Origin of the sequence: Roseomonas sp. E05, from assembly GCF_030063475.1 — a bacterium.
Lineage (GTDB): Bacteria > Pseudomonadota > Alphaproteobacteria > Acetobacterales > Acetobacteraceae > Pseudoroseomonas.
In genome coordinates, this window is record NZ_JASIRT010000046.1 from 1 (window position 1) to 16,962 (window position 16,962).

The 16,962-nt window shown below is 68.9% G+C and carries 12 protein-coding genes and 2 pseudogenes; 3 read left to right on the forward strand and 11 right to left on the reverse strand.

From position 1 onward, the window contains the following. From QMO56_RS24745 to QMO56_RS24760, 4 genes and pseudogenes are all read right to left on the reverse strand, one after another. Positions 1 to 323, reverse strand: a pseudogene (locus QMO56_RS24745) (IS21 family transposase); the annotation flags it as partial. A gap of 59 nt (positions 324 to 382) precedes the next feature. Beyond that, positions 383 to 1,161 (reverse strand): annotated as a pseudogene (locus QMO56_RS24750) (IS5 family transposase); the annotation flags it as partial. Between the two features lie 450 nt (positions 1,162 to 1,611). Then, positions 1,612 to 2,403, reverse strand: coding sequence for a class I SAM-dependent methyltransferase (locus QMO56_RS24755; protein ID WP_283530022.1), 792 nt, complete (start codon positions 2,401 to 2,403; stop codon positions 1,612 to 1,614). 473 nt (positions 2,404 to 2,876) lie between these two features. Next, positions 2,877 to 4,649, reverse strand: a complete 1,773-nt coding sequence (locus QMO56_RS24760) for an AI-2E family transporter (protein WP_283530024.1) — start codon at positions 4,647 to 4,649, stop codon at positions 2,877 to 2,879. A 159-nt stretch (positions 4,650 to 4,808) separates the two neighbouring features. On the opposite strand from QMO56_RS24760, the gene QMO56_RS24765 reads away from it, so the two are divergent. From QMO56_RS24765 to QMO56_RS24775, 3 genes are all read left to right on the forward strand, one after another. Then, the gene (locus QMO56_RS24765) at positions 4,809 to 7,838 is read left to right on the forward strand and encodes a response regulator (protein ID WP_283530026.1); all 3,030 of its coding nucleotides are present in this window, start codon (positions 4,809 to 4,811) and stop codon (positions 7,836 to 7,838) included. Further along, entirely contained in the window at positions 7,835 to 8,245 is a 411-nt protein-coding gene (locus tag QMO56_RS24770) for a response regulator (RefSeq protein WP_283530028.1), read from the forward strand. The genes QMO56_RS24765 and QMO56_RS24770 overlap by 4 nt, the downstream gene beginning before the upstream one ends. A 128-nt stretch (positions 8,246 to 8,373) precedes the next feature. Next, a complete protein-coding gene (locus tag QMO56_RS24775; protein WP_283530030.1) occupies positions 8,374 to 8,607 on the forward strand; it encodes a hypothetical protein in 234 nt (77 codons plus the stop codon). Between the two features lie 9 nt (positions 8,608 to 8,616). Here the strand turns inward: QMO56_RS24775 and QMO56_RS24780 are convergent, their stop codons facing one another. The 7 genes from QMO56_RS24780 to QMO56_RS24810 form a co-directional block, all read right to left on the reverse strand. Beyond that, complete coding sequence (locus QMO56_RS24780) at positions 8,617 to 9,507, reverse strand: amidohydrolase (RefSeq protein WP_283530032.1); 891 nt, start codon at positions 9,505 to 9,507, stop codon at positions 8,617 to 8,619. A gap of 8 nt (positions 9,508 to 9,515) precedes the next feature. Continuing rightward, complete coding sequence (locus QMO56_RS24785; RefSeq protein ID WP_283530034.1) at positions 9,516 to 10,511, reverse strand: tripartite tricarboxylate transporter substrate binding protein; 996 nt, start codon at positions 10,509 to 10,511, stop codon at positions 9,516 to 9,518. Positions 10,512 to 10,635: 124 nt separating this feature from the next. Next, positions 10,636 to 12,657 (reverse strand): ABC transporter substrate-binding protein, encoded by a 2,022-nt coding sequence (locus QMO56_RS24790; RefSeq protein WP_283530036.1) that lies wholly within the window; start codon positions 12,655 to 12,657, stop codon positions 10,636 to 10,638. Between the two features lie 21 nt (positions 12,658 to 12,678). Beyond that, entirely contained in the window at positions 12,679 to 13,677 is a 999-nt protein-coding gene (locus QMO56_RS24795) for an ABC transporter ATP-binding protein (RefSeq protein WP_283530038.1), read from the reverse strand. Next, entirely contained in the window at positions 13,674 to 14,693 is a 1,020-nt protein-coding gene (locus QMO56_RS24800; protein ID WP_283530039.1) for an ABC transporter ATP-binding protein, read from the reverse strand. The genes QMO56_RS24795 and QMO56_RS24800 overlap by 4 nt, the downstream gene beginning before the upstream one ends. Next, positions 14,671 to 15,798, reverse strand: a complete 1,128-nt coding sequence (locus QMO56_RS24805; RefSeq protein WP_283530041.1) for an ABC transporter permease — start codon at positions 15,796 to 15,798, stop codon at positions 14,671 to 14,673. Before QMO56_RS24805 ends, QMO56_RS24800 begins: the two co-directional genes overlap by 23 nt. Further along, the gene (locus tag QMO56_RS24810) at positions 15,798 to 16,787 is read right to left on the reverse strand and encodes an ABC transporter permease (RefSeq protein ID WP_283530043.1); all 990 of its coding nucleotides are present in this window, start codon (positions 16,785 to 16,787) and stop codon (positions 15,798 to 15,800) included. The genes QMO56_RS24805 and QMO56_RS24810 overlap by 1 nt, the downstream gene beginning before the upstream one ends. Positions 16,788 to 16,962 lie beyond the last annotated feature (175 nt).

Sequence of the window (16,962 nt, forward strand, 5' to 3'; positions counted from 1 at the left end):
TCATCTCGCCAGGCCCGCACAAAGGCGGCAACCCGCCGGTACGAGCCATCATAGCCCAGCCCCACCAGCTCCGCCTGGAACTGCCGGGCTGTGCGTTTCTGTTTGCGTGGCCTGCGGGCGTCCGTCCGCAGCCAGGCTGCCAGCCGCTCGGCGAAAGGATCCAGCTTGCTGGGCCGATCAGGGGCCCTGAACACAGGCTCCACCGCCTCGGACCGCAGGTACTTGCGGATGGTGTTCCGCGACAGGCCGGTCCGGCGGGCGATCGCCCGGATCGACAGGTGCTCCCGGAAATGCCAGCGCCGGATAACGCTCAACAACGCCATGTCCAACACTCCCGCTGCCCCCACCCAAAAGGCCGAGGCTTGGCAGCGTGGACAAAGCTGATCCATAGGCGGATGGCAGCGAGTTGGACAAAGCCGAGGAAGCTGCTGGCGGTGCGGTCGTAGCGGGTGGCGACGGCGCGCCACTCTTTCAGGCGCGCCCAGAGGTTCTCCACCCGAGATCGATTGTTGTAGATCCAGGCCGGACAGGCAACGGGCGCGTCCGTTCGTTTGGGTGGAATGGCAGGCCGTGCGCCCATGTCCCAGATCCGCTCGCGGAAGGCGTCAGAGGCGTAGCCCCGGTCGCCAACCATCCAACCTGGCACATCCGGCAGACAGTCGAGCAGGCCAGGTGCAAGGGGCAATTCATGGGCCTGACCGGGCGCGAGAGCAAAGGCGATCGCCCGTCCGCGCCCGTCAGCAATCACGCAAGCCTTGGTGCCATAGCCGCCGCGAGATCGGCCAAGTGCTTCGCGCAGACCTCGCTCCTTGCCATTGGCCCCCCTTCTTCCGCGCCTGCCGCCTTGTGGTGGGCCCGGATGTTGGTGCCGTCGAGGAAGGTCATGCCGAGCGCCACGCCACGCTGCTGAACCAACTCCAGCAGCCGCTCCCAGACGCCTGCCTTGGCCCAGCGGATGAAGAGTTGGGCCGCCAGCCACCAGGGGCCGAGTTCGGCGGGAATGCTGCGCCACTTGGCGCCGTTCTGGTGCCGCCAGAGGATGGCCGAGATCGTGCGGCGCAGCTCCTTCGGCGGCGTCTTGCCGCGAGGCCTGACCTCCTCGATCAGCGGCTCCCACACCCTCCAGACCGCATCCGTGAGAAGCTGCTTGTCCTTCGCCATGCCCAGAACTTGGGATCAGCACTCAAGCTCTAACAGACCTTAGCGTCCGAACATGGATTAACTCTCAGTGGCAACTTCACCCCAAACCAGGTCAGTTCTCAGCGGCAATCAACACCTGCGGCGCCTTCCGCAGCCCCAAGGCCTTTCGGAGCTCCCGCCACTCGGCCACCAGCGTCACGAGACCGCGGTAGTCGGTGCGCAGGAACTGGCGCAGCACCAGGAGCGCGAAAAGCTGCGCCTGGAGAAGTCATGCCGTGAGGTCCGGCTACCATAGGACGGAAAGATCCGACGCCCGACGGCCAGGGCCTCGTGCGCCACCCGCACTGCCGATTTCGTCATCCCGCGCATCGAGGACCCCGTGCCAGACCCCAACGCCCTTCCAGCGCATCCCCAGCCAGAAGGTTTCAACAGAGCAAAACGGGCTCTCAGCTTCGGGCAGATTCAAAGAGCCTATGTCTTCCTCGATACAAAAACCCAGCTGTTATAGATGCCGAATGCCTGTTCAAGAAATCTGTCCTCGTGCGCGGACCACATCTCCGTCTTGCCGATTCGGTTGAAAAACACGTCGATCATGTCTCGGCCAAAGTCTGTATAGGCAAGGATACCTTCCGGCCGGAACGGGTCGCCGTGGTATTCCGGCTCTTCAAGATGAATAACCTTGCCGCCCACAATTTTGGCGCGGGGCGCGCTCTTTTCGAGATGCCATTTGATCGGAATTGTTCCGATGTGATGGCCTCCAGGCTTCAGAACACGGTGGATTTCGTCGAAGGCCTTCTCGGGGAATGGGACGTGCTCAAGCATATCCTCGGTGATGAGGAGATCGAAGCTGTTGTCCGGAAACGTCATGTTTTGGGCGTCCTGACAGAGAACTCCGTCCTTCCATTCTCCGCCCGGCACGCCGTCGATATACTCGCTGCACGTGAAATTCCGCGCACCCTTGAGGCTGCGGTAGATCGATTCTTTCACATCCATGACGTAGATTGACCCGTTGAACTCTCGTGCAAAGTCCAACAGGCAATCCGCCCCGACCGAATCTCGGTAAGTATCGAGAACAGCCAAGGCGACGTGACGGTTCCTGGCCAGCGAGCCACATTCCCTGCAGACGAATGTATTTCGTTTGCACGGCATTTCGGCTGGTTCGTAGCAGAGAAATTGCGTATGGAATCCGCAGAGCGTGCAATATCCAAATGATGCCGAGAGAGCCGAACGCAGGTCTCTGAAATCTTTCTCTGATATTTTCATGATGCGGCTCCCTGCTTTCTTCCAACGGGCCGCATCTTAACAATTCCTACGAATAATTACGACATTGCAAAATTTAGAGAGGTTGAACAATAGGTGTTTACCTGAAGCTCATCCCTGGATGGTGGTGTGGCGATATGCCCAATGCTCAGCCCTCCAACGGCCGCAGGAGACGAAGATGGGTGATGCCTGGTGGCGCAGGTGAGCCGCTCCTCACCTCCCCGCCAGTTACCCACCATAGATAGATCCGGCCAGGTTTCGATCCTTGTGGAAGCGGCAGGCGAAGGACCGGCATGAGGCCGCTGCGCTGCACGAAAACTGGCCGTGCCGTAGTCAATGCGCCGCCCCTTGAGGCCCCGCCATGCTTCGGCACTCCGGAGAAGGCATCCCCGACCGCCTTGCCGGGCACCAGGGAGTGCCAGCCGATGCCGGAGCCTTGGGCGAAGCGCAGGATCGCTCTTTGCCGGAGCGGCTCCTCACGCCTCCGGCACCGGCACGGTACGGGCCGTCGGCTGGTTGACCAGGGCGCGCCACAGCGCCGCCAGCTCGCTGATCGAGGTGACGATGGTCTGCCCCGCCGCCTCGCGCCGCAGTTCCGCCAGCACCGAACTGTCCGGCGCCGCCTGCCAGAGGCCGATGGCGATCTGCGCCTCGGGCAGCAGCTTCTCCCAGCGCCGTGCCAGGTAGCGCAGGCTGGCAGCCGTGCTGCTCTCCTCGAGCACGGCGATGCAGCAGAGCCGCACGGCGGAGGCCATCTCTGGCGAAGACTCGGCTCCTTCGGCGATGACGGCAGCCGCCAGTCCCTCGGCCCGCAGCGCCTGCACCGCCATCACCGCCGAGAGGTCGTCCAGCCGGCCGCGCGCGGGCGTGCAAAGGCAGAGACCGGCAGAGGGATCGACCGGCGCCTCGGTCACCTCGCCCGGCAAATGCTCCAGCAGGGTGGCCAGCCGGGCGCGGATCTCCTCGAGTTGCTCGATCTCCAGCACCTCTCGCGCCCAGTCCTGGTCGGCAAGCACCAGACCGGGCAGAGCCACGGTATCATGATAGGCGGTAAGGGAGGGTTGCGCCCGCAAGAGCAGATGCGCCTGCTCCTGCAGCCGGGGCAGATTCCCCTGCAGCAGGTTCTGGTAGAAGCTTTCCTCAGGCCGCAGCGAAGGCCGGTCGCCAAGCATGATGTCGAGGAAGTCGAGGCTCGGCACGTGCCGCCCGAGCACCACCAGGCAGACCGTCAGCGGCACGGCCAGCAGCAGGCCGATCGGACCCCAGATGAAGGTCCAGAAGGTCGCCGCGATGACCACCGCCACGGGGGAAATGCCGGTGCTGTGGCCGAACACCATCGGCTCCACCACCTGCCCCATCAGCAGCTCCGCGGCCAGGAACAGGCCTGCCACCCAGAGCGCCAGCCCCCAGCCCGGCTCCACCGCCGCGGCGAGCAGCAGCATCGGTGCCAGGGCGATGTAGGTGCCGAGGAAGGGCACGAAGCGCATCAGCCCGGCCAGGATGCCCCAGAGCGCCGGACTGGGCAGGCCGAGCACCCAGAGCGCCAGGCCGATCATCACGCCGACCCCGGTGTTGAGCGCCACCTGCGCCAGGAACAGGCGGGAGAGGCGGCGCGCCGCGTCGTTCAGCGCCACGGTGGTGCGGTGCAGATCCCGGCTGCCGGCGAGGCGGATCAGCCGGTCGCGCAGGTCCTCGCGATAGAGCAGCACGAAGATGGCGAAGAGCACCACCACCCCTGCCGTGGCCAACGGCGCCAGCACGGAGCCGGCGACGCTCTGGATCACCTCCAGCGGCGGCGTGCCGGCCTCGGCGGCAGGCGCGGCGGGCAGCCCGGCGTCATAGCGCCCGCCACCGCCGATCATGCCGCGCAGGTTCTGCATCGCGAGCTGCGCCTCGCGCATCAGCTCCGCCAGATGCAGCCCCTGCAGCTTGCTGCGCAGGTTCTCCGCATAGGTGGAGAGGTTTCCCAGCAGGCTACTGGCCTGCCGCGCCATCACCAGCCCGAGGCCGAGGGTGGCAGCGGCGCTGAGCAGCACCGCCAGCACCACCGCCAGCGCGTGCGGCACGAAGGCGCGCCGGAGCAGCACCACCACCGGCGCCAGCACGAAGGCGAGCAGTACCGCCAGCACCAGCGGTACGATCACCTCGCGGCCGAAATAGAGCGCGGCAATGATCAAGGCCGCCGAGAGCAGCCCGGTGCGCCGGTTCGGCGGGGTGTCGGAGACGGCCTCCGGGTGGGTCATGGCCATGTCGTCATCAGCGGTGGCAGCCTCGCGCAGCTCGCGGCCATGGGGAGCCCTTAACGCCGCGGCAGGGCAATTGGTTGAGGCGCAGGCTTCGCCGTGACGCGGCATGAACCCGGAGGCACCGCCGCGCGTTACATCAGGCCATTCCCGGAACCGACCGCCTTGCCCAGCACCGCCGCCCCGCCCATGCCCGACACCGCTCCGCCCCGGCGCGGCCGGCTGCGCCCTCCCCTGCTGGGCGCCGCGGCGCTGCTGCTGCTGGCCCTGGGGAGCGGCCTGGGCGGATGGTGGGCCGCCACCGCCAGCCGCGCCGCAATCGCCACTGCCTCGGCGCATATCCTCAATGCGGAGGCGCTGCTCTCCGCACTGAAGGACGTGGAGACCGGGCAGCGCGGCTTCGTGCTGGTGGGCGACGAGGCCTATCTCGCGCCCTATCACGACGGGCGCGCCAAGGTGGAGGCGCTGCTGAAGGCGCTGGAGGCGACAGCCAGCCCGCCGGCGCCCGGCGCCACCGAGGGCGAGCTCACCGCCGGTTCGCTGCGCCGTCTCGCCGAGGCCAAGCTGGCCTGGACGGCGGGCGTCCTGGACGCGCAGCGGCAGGGCGGCCGCGATGCCGCGCGGCGCCTGATCGCGACGCGCGAGGGCAAGGAGCTGATGGATGCCGCCCGCACCGAGGTGGCGCGGGTGCAGCAGACGGCACGCGACCGCCTCGGGCGGCTGATGATGGCGAATGAGCGGCGCTCCACCTGGCTCACGCTCCTTTCGCTCGGCGCCGCCCTGGCGGCCTGCCTGCTGCTGGCCCTTTATGCCCGCAACCGCCGCCGCGCCGAGCGCCGCGCCACGGCCCTGCTGGACGGCGTGATGGCGCATGCCCCGGTCGGCCTCGGCTTCCTGGACCGCGCCCTGCGGCTGGACCACGCCAACAAGGCGCTCGCCATGCTCGACGAGCGCGTGCTGGGCGCCCATGGCGGCCGTCTGCCGGAGGAGGTGCGCGAGCAGATCGAACCGCGCCTGCGGCTGGTGCTGGAAGGCGGACAGGCACAGTCCGATGTCGAGGTGACGCTCCGCCCGGGCGGCCGGGACCGCCCGGTGCGCCACCTGATGATGAGCTTCTTCCCGCTCGGCAGGCGCAGCAGCGGCCAGGCCGTCCTGGAAGGCGTGGGGCTGGTGGCCACCGACATCACCGTCCGGCGGCGCATGGAGGACCGGATCCGCCGCAGCGAGGCGCGGATGCGCATGATCATCGATTCCGTGCCGCAGCTCGCCTGGATGACCGACGATGAGGGCGAGGTGCAGTGGTACAATCGCCGCTGGTACGACTATGCCGGCGGCACCCCCGGGGAAATGCACGGCTCCGGCTGGCAGGCGCTGCTCCACCCCGACCATGCGGAGGCCGCCGTCCGGCGCTTCCGCGCCGCCATCGCCGAGGGCGAGCCGTGGGAGGACACCTTCCCGCTGCGCGGGGCCGACGGGCGCTACCGCTGGTTCCTCTCCCGCGCCCTGCCGCTGCGCGACGCGCCGGATGCCGAGTTTCCCGAAGGCCGGCTGATCGGCTGGTTCGGCACCAACACCGACATCACCGAGATGCGCGAGGCTGAGGAGTCCCTGGCGCTGGCCAAGGCGGCGGCGGAGGAGGCGAACCGCGCCAAGAGCCAGTTCATCGCCAATATGAGCCACGAGCTGCGCACGCCGCTCTCCGCCGTCATCGGCTATTCCGAGATGCTGGAGGAGGAGGCCGAGGACCTCGAAGGCGGCGAGAGCTTCCGCGAGGACCTGGCGAAGATCCATTCCAATGCCCGGCACCTGCTCTCGCTGATCAACGACGTGCTCGACCTGTCGAAGATCGAGGCCGGCAAGATGGAGGTGCAGGCAGAGGATTTCGACACCGCCGCACTGCTGCGCGAGGTGGCCGGCACGGTGGAGGCGCTGGTCGAGCGGAAGGCGAATACCCTGGCGGTGGAGATCGCCCCCGGCCTGCCGGGGATGCATTCCGATCCGGTCAAGTTGCGCCAGTGCCTGTTCAACCTGCTCGGCAACGCCGCCAAGTTCACGGAAAAGGGACGCATCACGCTGAGCGCCGCGCCGGTGGCGGAGCGGCCGGGCTGGCTGGCCTTCCGCGTCACCGATACCGGCATCGGCATGACGCGCGAGCAGCTCGACCGGCTGTTCCAGCGCTTCACCCAGGCCGACAGCTCCACCACCCGGCGCTTCGGCGGCACCGGGCTCGGGCTGGCGATCACCAAGGCTTTCGTCACCATGCTGGGCGGCCATGTCGACGTGGAGAGCGAGGCCGGCCAGGGCACCTGTTTCACGCTCGAACTGCCGGCCGACCTGCGCGAGGTGCGCACCGAGGAGGGCGAGGCCGCGGTGCAGGCCGGCGAAGCCAGCCTGGCCACCGAGGAGCAGGGCAGCGCCGGACTGGTGCTGGTGGTGGACGATGACGTTGCGACGCGGGACCTGCTGGCGCGTTTCCTGCGGCGCGAGGGCTTCGCCGTGCGAACCGCCGCCGACGGCCGCACGGGCCTGGCCATGGCGCGGCAGCTCCGCCCCGCCGCCATCCTGCTGGACGTGATGATGCCGCGGCTGGACGGTTGGGCGGTGCTTTCCGCGCTGAAGGCCGACCCCGGCCTGGCGGAGACGCCCGTCGTGATGGTGACGGTGGTGCAGGAGCGCGGCCTCGCCTTTTCGCTCGGCGCCGCCGACTATCTCAACAAGCCCGTGGAATGGGGCCGGCTGAAGCGGGTGCTGGACCGCTTCCGCGCCCAGCCCACCCCCGGCCTGGCGCTGGTGGTGGACCGCGACAGCGAGCAGCGCGCCGAGTTGCGCCGCCTGCTGGAGCGCGAGGGCTGGACGGTGGAGGAAGCCGAGGACGCCGCCGGCGCCCTGGAGCGGGTGGCAGCGCGGCCCATGCCGGCCCTGCTCCTCGTCGAGGTGCAGGGCAATGGCGCCGGGGATGGTTTCGCGCTGATCCAGGAGCTGCGCCGGCGGCCGGAGGGACGCGGCCTGCCTATCATTGCCCTTACCGGCGGCGGGGTGGACGAGGGAGAGCTGCGCCGCCTGCGCGCCGCCGTGCACGAGCTGCCGCCGGGCGAGGACGGCATCCCCGGGGATCTGGTCCAGGAACTGCGGCGCCTCGCGGCGGCGGCCCCGCCCCGCCTGGCCGCCGCCACCACGGAAGGAGAAGCGCGATGACGAAGATCCTGCTGGTCGAGGACCACGAGGAACTGTGGGACTTCCTCTCGCGCCGCCTGCGCCGGCGCGGCTTCGAGGTGGCGCTGGCGCATGACGGCCAGGACGGGCTGGACAAGGCGCGCAGCGAGCAGCCGGACGTCATCCTGCTCGACATGAACCTGCCGGTGATGGATGGCTGGACCGTTGCCCGCACCCTGCGCGGCGAGGCGGCGACAGCACGCATCCCGATCATCGCGCTCACTGCCCACGCCATGGCGGGGGACCGGGCCAAGGTGATCGAGGCCGGATGCGACGACTACCACCCGAAGCCGGTGGATTTCACGCGGCTGCTGTCGCAGATCGACGCGGCGCTGCTCGGCGAGATGACGGAAGCCAGGGGCTCCGCCCCTGAAACCCCGCCGGGGTGACAGGGTCACCCCGGACCCCGCCATCCATCTGCAGGAAGGGCGTTGAGGGGCGAAATTCCCTTCCGTATGTCTTTAAACCTTCCTCAATCCCGCCTCGCTAAGCTCCCTCTCCGCAGGGGGCTGGTGCGATGGACATGGACAACACGCTGATCGAAACAGGCGGCGCCCGGCTTCAGGGCGCCTTCGAAAACCTCGTGGCGGCGCATCACGCCGAAGCCGCCGTGCGGCTCCGTACGCTCATCGCCATCGGTTCCCTCGCCGGGCCGGAAGGACGGCATGCCGTGGCCGAAGAGCTTCGCGCCGTCTTCGCGGAGATGCAGGCCGTGGCGGTGCTGGGCAGCCGCCTCGGCCTGGCGGACTGAGGCGACGCCTCAGCCCCCGTAGAGCCGCTCCGGGTTGCGCACCAATACCCGTTCCCGGTCCACCGGGTCCGGCGTCCAGGCCAGCAGCAGGTTCAGCAGCCGGCCGTCATTCGGCATCCGCTCCGCCGGAATCTGCGGGTGCGGCCAGTCGCTGCCCCAGACCACCCGCTCCGGTGCAGCGCGCAGCACCGCATCGTGCAGCGGCCGGGCGTCCGGATAGTCGGGTCCGCGCAGCGAGACGCGATAGGGCGCCGAGAGCTTCGCCCAGGCGCCATGCTCCCTCACCAGACGCAGCAGCGCCCGGAATCCCGGCGCCTCCAGGCCCTCTTGCGCATTGCTCTCGCCGAAATGGTCGAACACCACCGGCAAGCGGGCCGCGAGCCGCGCCAGCCGCGCCTCCTCACCCGGCAGCACCCGTGCATCGGCCCAGAACTGCGCATGCCAGCCCAGTTCGAGCATGGCCGGCAGCAGCGCCTCCACCGCCTCCCAGCCGACCCCGCGCCGGTAACCCGGGCGGTGGTCGGGATGGAAGAGGTGAAAGCGCAGGCCGCGCACCCCCGCGCGGTGCCAGTCGCGCAGGGTCGCCGCGTCGGTGCCGGCGGGGGTGATGGCGACGCCGCGCAGCCGCTCCGGCGCCGCCGCCAGGGCCGCCAGCATGGCGCGGTTGTCGAGGCCATGCGCATTGGCCTGCACCACCACCCCGCGGGCCAGGCCCAGCGCATCCAGGTGGCGCAGGAAATGCGCCGGTGGCGCGTCGGGCGGCGTGTAGCCGCGCCCCTCGGCATAGGGGAAGCGGTCCGAGGGGCCGAAGATATGCGCGTGGCAGTCCCAGCCGCCGGGTGGCGGCGCGGGCGAGACCGGCTCGGGACGCGGATCGGGGCCGGGAGTGGGAACGGTCACGGGGTGCCTCAATCGACGCGGATGTTGCCGTCGCGCACCACGCGGTGCCACTTGTCCCACTCGCTGTGCAGGAAGGCGGTGAACTCCTCCGGCGTGTTGGGACGGGTGCCGACATTCAGCTCGGCAAGGCGCGTGGCGACCGCCGGCGCGCGGACGGCGGCGTTCAGTGCCTCGTTCAGCCGCGTGACGACGGCGTCCGGCGTGCCGGTGGGCACGAAGGCGCCGTTCCATTCGAAGGCCACGGTGCCGGGCAGCGTATCGGACATCGGCGGCACGTCGGGAAGCGAGGCGAGGCGGCCATTGCCGGTATGGCAGAGCGCGCGCACCGAGCCGCCCTTCACATGGCCGACCGCTCCCGAGGCATTGGCGAAGCCGTAGAGGATCTGCCCACCGATCACGTCATTGGCCAGCGGGCCGCCGCCGCGATAGGGCACGTGATTGGCCGGGATGCCCGCCGCCAACCGGAACAGCTCCAGCGCCATGTGCTGCGCCGAGCCGGTGCCGGAGGAGCCGATGTTCAGCCCGCCCGGCGTCGCCTTCGCGGCGGCGATCAGCTCCGGCAAGGTCTTCGCCGGCGCCGAGTTGGTGGCGATCAGCAGGTTCGGTACCACGGCAGCCAGGAAGACCGGGCGCAGGTCGCGCCAGAGGTCGAAGGGCAGGTCGGAGCGCAGCGCCGGATTGATCGTCTGCGGCGTCGAGTCGTAAAGCACGGTATAGCCGTCTGGCTCCGCGCGCGCGGCCACCGCGGCGCCCACCGCGCCGGCGGCGCCGGGCCGGTTCTCGATGACGAAGGAGGTGCGCATCGCCTCCGAGACATGGGTGAACAGGATGCGCCCGACCGTGTCGGCGCCGCCGCCCGGCGGCCAGGGCACGATGACGCGCACGGGACGGTCGGGCCAGTTGGCGGCGGACTGTGCGAAGGCGGGGGCGGCGAGCACTGCCGGGGCGGCCTGCAGCAGGGCGCGCCGGCCGAGCCGCCGGCCGGTTGCGATGGGGCGGGTCATGGACATCCTCCTGTCTTTCGTTGCGGGGAGGATCGCGTTCCGCGCTCCTGTTGTCCACCCGCAGCCGGGGCGGCCGCAGATATCGGCCGCCTCCTTCACCGATCCCGGGTCGCGGGAGGGCGGCTCAGGTGAAGTACCATTGCTCCGGATGCCCGCCCCAGGGGGTGCGGCAATGCTGCGAGATGGCGGTGCGCGCAGGCACGTTCTCCAGCTTCCGGTTCACCACCCGCACGCCCATGAAGGCGGGCGAGAGGCCGACCAGCCCGATGCCCCATTGCTGATCCACCGCCAGCTTCCAGATCTCCTTCGCCGTCTCGTTGCGCTCGGCCTCCTTCTGGCTGGTCGCGGCGCGCATCAGCGCGAAGGCGCGGCGCATCTCCGGCTCGGCCGGCTCCTGGCCGTTCACGCCGTTGGAGGCGTACCAGGCGGCATAGGCATTGCTCATGACGCCGCCCAGCGGGTCCACCGGCAGGACATAGCGCGGGAAGAGGTAGAGGTTCTCGGTGCCATTGTTGGTCCAGAGCGCGATCTGGTGCTGGTCGGCATAGGCGCGGGTGTACCAGAGGCTCCGCTCCATCACCTTGACATCGGCGGTGATGCCGATCTTGCGCCAGTGCTGCACCACCATCTCGGCCTGCTGCGGCCAGGTGGGAGAGAGCGTCTGCGCGACCGCGATCTCCAGGCGCAGCCGCTGGCCATTGTCGCCGCGCAGGCGGAAGCCTTCGCTGTCCTTCTTCAGGCCGATCTTGTCGAGCAGCTTGATGGCCTGCGCGGGGTCGTGGGTGGACCATTTGCGCCGCCATTCCTCGCCGGGGCTCTGCGGCATGGTCTCGTCCGGGACCACCGAGCCCGGCGTGCCGAGGCCGAGCCAGAAGGCCTCGTTGAGCTGCTCGCGCTCGATGCCGAGCGCCAGGGCGCGGCGGAAATCGGCGTTGCGCAGCCATTTGCCGATCTCCGCATCCTCCGTATAGGTCAGCGTCGGGTAGAGCGCGGAATCGGCACCGTTGAAGCCGAGATCGAGATGCACGCGATAGCCGCTGCGGTCCTGGTTCTCGATCAGGACGGGCAGCTTGCCGAGGTCGATGAAGCGCTCCTGGTAATCATACTCGCCGGCGACGGCGCGCAGGTTCACCACTTCCGGGTTCTCGGCGAGCGTCATCTGGACGCGGTCGATATAGGGGAGCTGCTGGCCTTCGCTGTCCACCGCATAGAAGTAGGGGTTGCGCTCCAGCACCCAGAGCTGGGTGTTGATCGGCTGCACCATGCGCCAGGCGCAGAGTGTCGGCACCTCGCGGTTCAGCCGCCAGTCGGACCTGAACTTGAAATGCTCCACCCAGTTGCCGAAGCCGGCCGCCTTGGCCTGCCGCGTCAGCTCGTCCACCGGCGTGTATTTCGGCAGATACTGCTTCAGGTAGTGCATCGGCGCATAGAGCGCATAGGTGCGGCCATCGGACTGCAGCCGCGTGCTGCCGCCACCCACCAGCGTGTCGCCGGCCAGCATCTGCGGGAAGAGGAAATAAGGCTCCTCGAACTCGAAGGCGATGGTGGCCTCGTCCACCTTCACCATGCGGCCCGGCTTGCCGTTGGAGGCCAGCTCGGGTGCCGGCGCGGGAACCAGGTCGCGGTTGCTGTAAAGGTCATCGAACCAGAACATCCAGTCATCGGCGGTGCAGGGCGTGCCGTCGGACCAGCGCAGCCCGCGCCGCAGATGCAGGGTGATGCGCCGGCCATCGTCGCTCACGTCCCAGTCCCGTACCAGGCAGGGCCGCAGCTCGGTGCCCGATTCGTTGAAGAAGAGCGGCTTGTCGGCGGACATCAGCCGGTTGCCGTTCTCGCTGTCGCCCGGTCCGATGAAGCCGCGGCGCCAGGTGCCGCCATACCTGCCCAGGCTGCGCAGCGGCTTCACCACCATGACGTCCTGCGGCAGGCGCTGCTCGACCGGCGGCAGCCTGCCGGCGCGCACCTGCTCGGCGAGCATCGGCGCCTCCTTGAACTGCCTCGGCCGCTGCGCCGGGTCGGTGAGGATCTCCGGCCCCTCCAGCTTGCCGACCAGACCGGAATCATGAAAGCCGCCGCTGGACTGCGCGTATGCGCTGCCCGCCCATCCGGCGAGCGCGACAAGCCCCAGCTCCCTCCGTCGCAGCATGATGTCCTCCCCTGCTCTTGTTCAACTGACGCCGGCGAGGTCGAGCTCACGGGCGCGATGGCAACTGACCCAGCGCCCCGATTCCGTCGCCGTCAGCTCCGGCCGCTCCACGCGGCAGCGCTCCACGGCATAGGGGCAGCGGGGATGGAAGGCGCAGCCGGGCGGCGGATTGGCAGGATCGGCCACCTCGCCGCGGGCCGCCTCGCGGCGCTGCTGCCGTTCCGGGTCCGGCGCCGGCACGGCGGCGAGCAGCGCCTCCGTGTAGGGATGGCGCGGTGCGCGATACAGGGCATCCGTCGGCGCCACCTCGACGATCCGCCCGACATACATCACCGCCACCCGGTCGCTGACATGCCGGACCACGCTGAGGTCATGCGCAACGAACAGCATGGAAAGGCCGAGCCGGTCCTGCAGGTCGAGCAGCAGGTTGATGATCTGCGCCTGCACGGAGACGTCGAGCGCCGAAACCGGCTCGTCCGCCACCACGAGCCGCGGGTGCAGCGCCAGGGCGCGGGCGATGCCGATGCGCTGCCGCTGGCCGCCGCTGAAGGCATGCGGGAAGCGGCTGCGCGCGGCAGGCGGCATCTGCACGAGGTCCAGCAGCTCCATCAGGCGCTCGCGCCGCTCCGCCGCCGGCACGCCATTCACCTTGAGCGGCTCGGTGATGATGTCGCCCACCATCATGCGCGGATTCAGCGAGGCATAGGGGTCCTGGAAAATCATCTGGATGTGCCGCCGCAGCGGTCGCATCTGCCGCTTCGGCAGGGTGGCAAGATCGACCTCGCGCCCCTCCTCCGGCGTGAAGCGGATCGCGCCCGCGCTGGGCGTCAGGGCGCGCAGAATGCAGCGCGAGACGGTGGTCTTGCCGCAGCCGCTCTCACCCACCAGGGCCAGGGTCTCGCCACGGGCGATGTGGAAGCTGACGCCATCCACCGCGCGGACCCGCCCGACCTCCCGCCGCAGCAGGCCAGCGCGGATCGGATAGTGTTTCCGCAGGTCCTGCACTTCCAGCACGTTCATGCCGCCACCTCCTCTTCACGGAAGCAGCTGGCCCCGGCCTGGCCGGGCGGCACCGGCGCCGGCCTGCGCTCCATGCAGACCGCGCCCAGACGCTCGCCGCAGCGCGGGTGGAAGGCACAGCCCGTCGGGCGCATGCCGGGATGCGGCACCGCGCCACCAATGGTGGAAAGCCGCTGGCGCGGCGTCGCCAGGATGCTCGGCACCGCGCGCAACAGGGCGCGGGTATAGGGATGGCGCGGTGCGGCAAAGAGCTCCCGCACTGGCGCGAACTCGACAACGCGCCCGAGATACATCACCGCCACCTCATCGGCCATTTCCGCGATCACGCCCATGTCGTGCGTGATCAGCATGAGCGAGATGCCCTTCTCCGCCTGCAGCCGCTTCAGCAGGGCCAGGATCTGCGCCTGGGTGGTGACATCGAGGGCCGTGGTCGGCTCGTCGGCGATGACAATGTCCGGCTCGCCGGCCAGCGCCATGGCGATGCCGACACGCTGCCGCAGCCCGCCGCTCAGCTCGAAGGGATAGGCGCCGATGCGCGCCTCCGGGCGTGGAATTCCGACCTCGCGCAGCAGTTCGATGGCGCGGGCGCGGGCCTCGGCGGCGGAGGCGGCACTGTGTTGCCGCACCGCCTCGATGAGTTGGTTGCCGACCGTGTAGTGCACGCTGAGCGCGGTCATCGGCTCCTGGAAGATCAACCCGATGCGGCCGCCGCGCACCGCGCGCATCTGCCGCGAGTCCGGTTTGAGCCGGGCGAGGTCGGTCTCGGCCGGGCTGCCGGGGTCCAGCAGCATGCGGCCGCCGGAAATGATGCCGGGGCGGTCGAGGATGCGCAGGATCGAGCGCGCGGTCACGCTCTTGCCGCAGCCGCTCTCGCCGACGATGCCGAGGGTACGGCCGGCGCGCAGGTCGAAGCTCACACCGTCCAGCGCGCGTACCACGCCCTGTTCGCTGCCGAACTGCACGGCGAGGTCACGCACCGCCAGGGCGACACGCTCAGCCATAAGGGTCTGCCGCATCGCGCAATCCATCCCCGAGGAAGTTGAAGGCCAGGATCACCACCGTCACCGGCACCGCCGCCAGCAGCAGCCAGGGCGCGCCGGAGAGCACCTGGATGTTCTGCGCGTCCTGCAGCAGGATGCCCCAGCTCACCGCCGGCGGCCGCAGGCCGAGGCCGAGGAAGCTCAGCGAGGTTTCGCTGATGATCATGGCCGGCAGGGCCAGCGTCGTTGCCGCGATGATGTGGCTGGCGAAGGAGGGGAGCATGTGGCGGAAGATGATGCGCCCCTGGCTGGCCCCGGCGAGTTCCGCCGCAACGACGAAATCCTCCTCGCGCAGCGCCAGGAAGCGTCCGCGCACCACGCGGGCGAGATCGGTCCAGCCGATCAGCGAAATGATGAGCGTGATGGCGAAATAGACCTGCGTGACGCTCCAGGTGTTGGGCAGCGCCGCCGCCAGCCCCATCCAGAGCGGGATGGTCGGCACCGAGCGCAGCAGCTCGATCAGGCGCTGGATCAGCGTGTCCACCCAGCCGCCATAGAGGCCGGAGATGCCGCCCAGCAGCACGCCGAGGAAGAGGCTGAGCAGCACGCCCGCGAGACCGATGGAGAGCGAGACGCGGGTTGCCACCATCATGCGGGAATAGAGGTCGCGCCCGAGCTGGTCGGTGCCGAAGAGGAAGATGCCCTCCCCCGGCTTGGCACCCTGCACGCCGAAGAGGTGGATATTGGTCGGGAAGAGGCCGAGCAGGTCGTAGTCATAGCTGCGCACGAAGAGCCGCACCGGCAGCTTGCGGGATGCATCCGGCGCGTAGGTCAGCTTGAAGGTCCGCATGTCACGCACGCCGCGCAGGCCATAGACATGCGGGTTGAAGCCGTTCTCGTCGAAGAGATGGATGCCCTGCGGCGGGATGAAGCTGCGGCGCGCATCCGTCGCATGCGGGTCGTTGGTCGCCAGGAAGTCGGCGAAGGCGGCGACGGCATAGAACAACGCGACGACCACCAGGCTCGCCAGCGCCAGCCGGTGGCGGCGGAAGCGCCACCAGGTCAGTTGCAGCTGCGTCGCTTCGGCGAAGCGCGCCTCGGTGGCAGTGGCCGGCGGATCGCCGGCGGCGGTCGCGCTCATCAGCGCCCCTCCAGACGGATGCGCGGGTCGATCCACATCAGCAGCAGGTCCGAGATCAGCGTGCCGATCACCGTCATCAGACCAAGCAGCATGACGATGGCGCCGGCCAGGAACATGTCCTGCGCCACCAGCGCCTGCAGCAGCAGCGGCCCCACGGTCGGCAGGCCGAGCACCAGCGAGACGATGATGCTTCCGGAGACGAGATAGGGGAACAGATAGGCGATCGAGCTGGCGAAGGGATTGAGCGCGGCCCGCACCGGATATTTCAGGATGGCGCGCCGCTCGGTCAGCCCCTTGGCGCGCGCGGTGACGACATAGGGCTTGCGCAGCTCGTCCAGCAGGTTGGCGCGCATGATGCGGATGAGCTGCGCCGTGCCGGCCAGTGCCAGCACAGCGGCCGGCAGCGGCAGGTGCTTCATCAAGTCCCAGGCCCGCGCGAGGCTCCAGGGGGCCTGCACGTATTCGGCGGAGAACAGGCCGCCGACATTCAGGCCGAAATAGCGGAAGCCGAAATACATCAGGATCAGCGCCAGGAGGAAATTGGGCATGGCCAGCCCGATGAATCCCAGCATCGTGAAGACATAGTCGCCGAAGGAATACTGCCGGACCGCCGAGTAGATGCCGATCGGCAGGGCGATCAGCCATGTCAGGAACAGTGCGGCGACGGAGACCACCATGGTGAGCCAAAGACGGTCGCCGATCACCTCCGTGACCGGCCGGCGCCACATCATGGAGACGCCGAAATCGCCCCGCAGGACGCGGCTCATCCAGTTCCAGTACTGAACGAGGACCGAACGGTCGAGCCCGTATTCGTGCCGCATGGCCGCCGCCTGATCAACGGAGATCGAGCTGCCGCTGGCGGCGAGATTCGCGATATAGGCATCAACGAAATCACCCGGCGGCAGGCGGATGATGACGAAGGTGAGCACAGAGATGAAAAGGCAGGTGACGAGCGCAAAGCCGAGTCGTCGCAGCATATAGATCAGCATGGGCGACGGCCCCGGCGCTCCGGGTGCCCAACCATGGCGTTTTCCTCCGGTCTTCCATTCTTCGACGAAAGTCCCGCGGGCATTAGACAGAGCATGGTACGAGGTGGCAACGCTTTTCTGCCGCCGGGGTACGAAGCGGAAGTTGTCCGGCGCCTCCAGGAATTTCGCTCTCGGA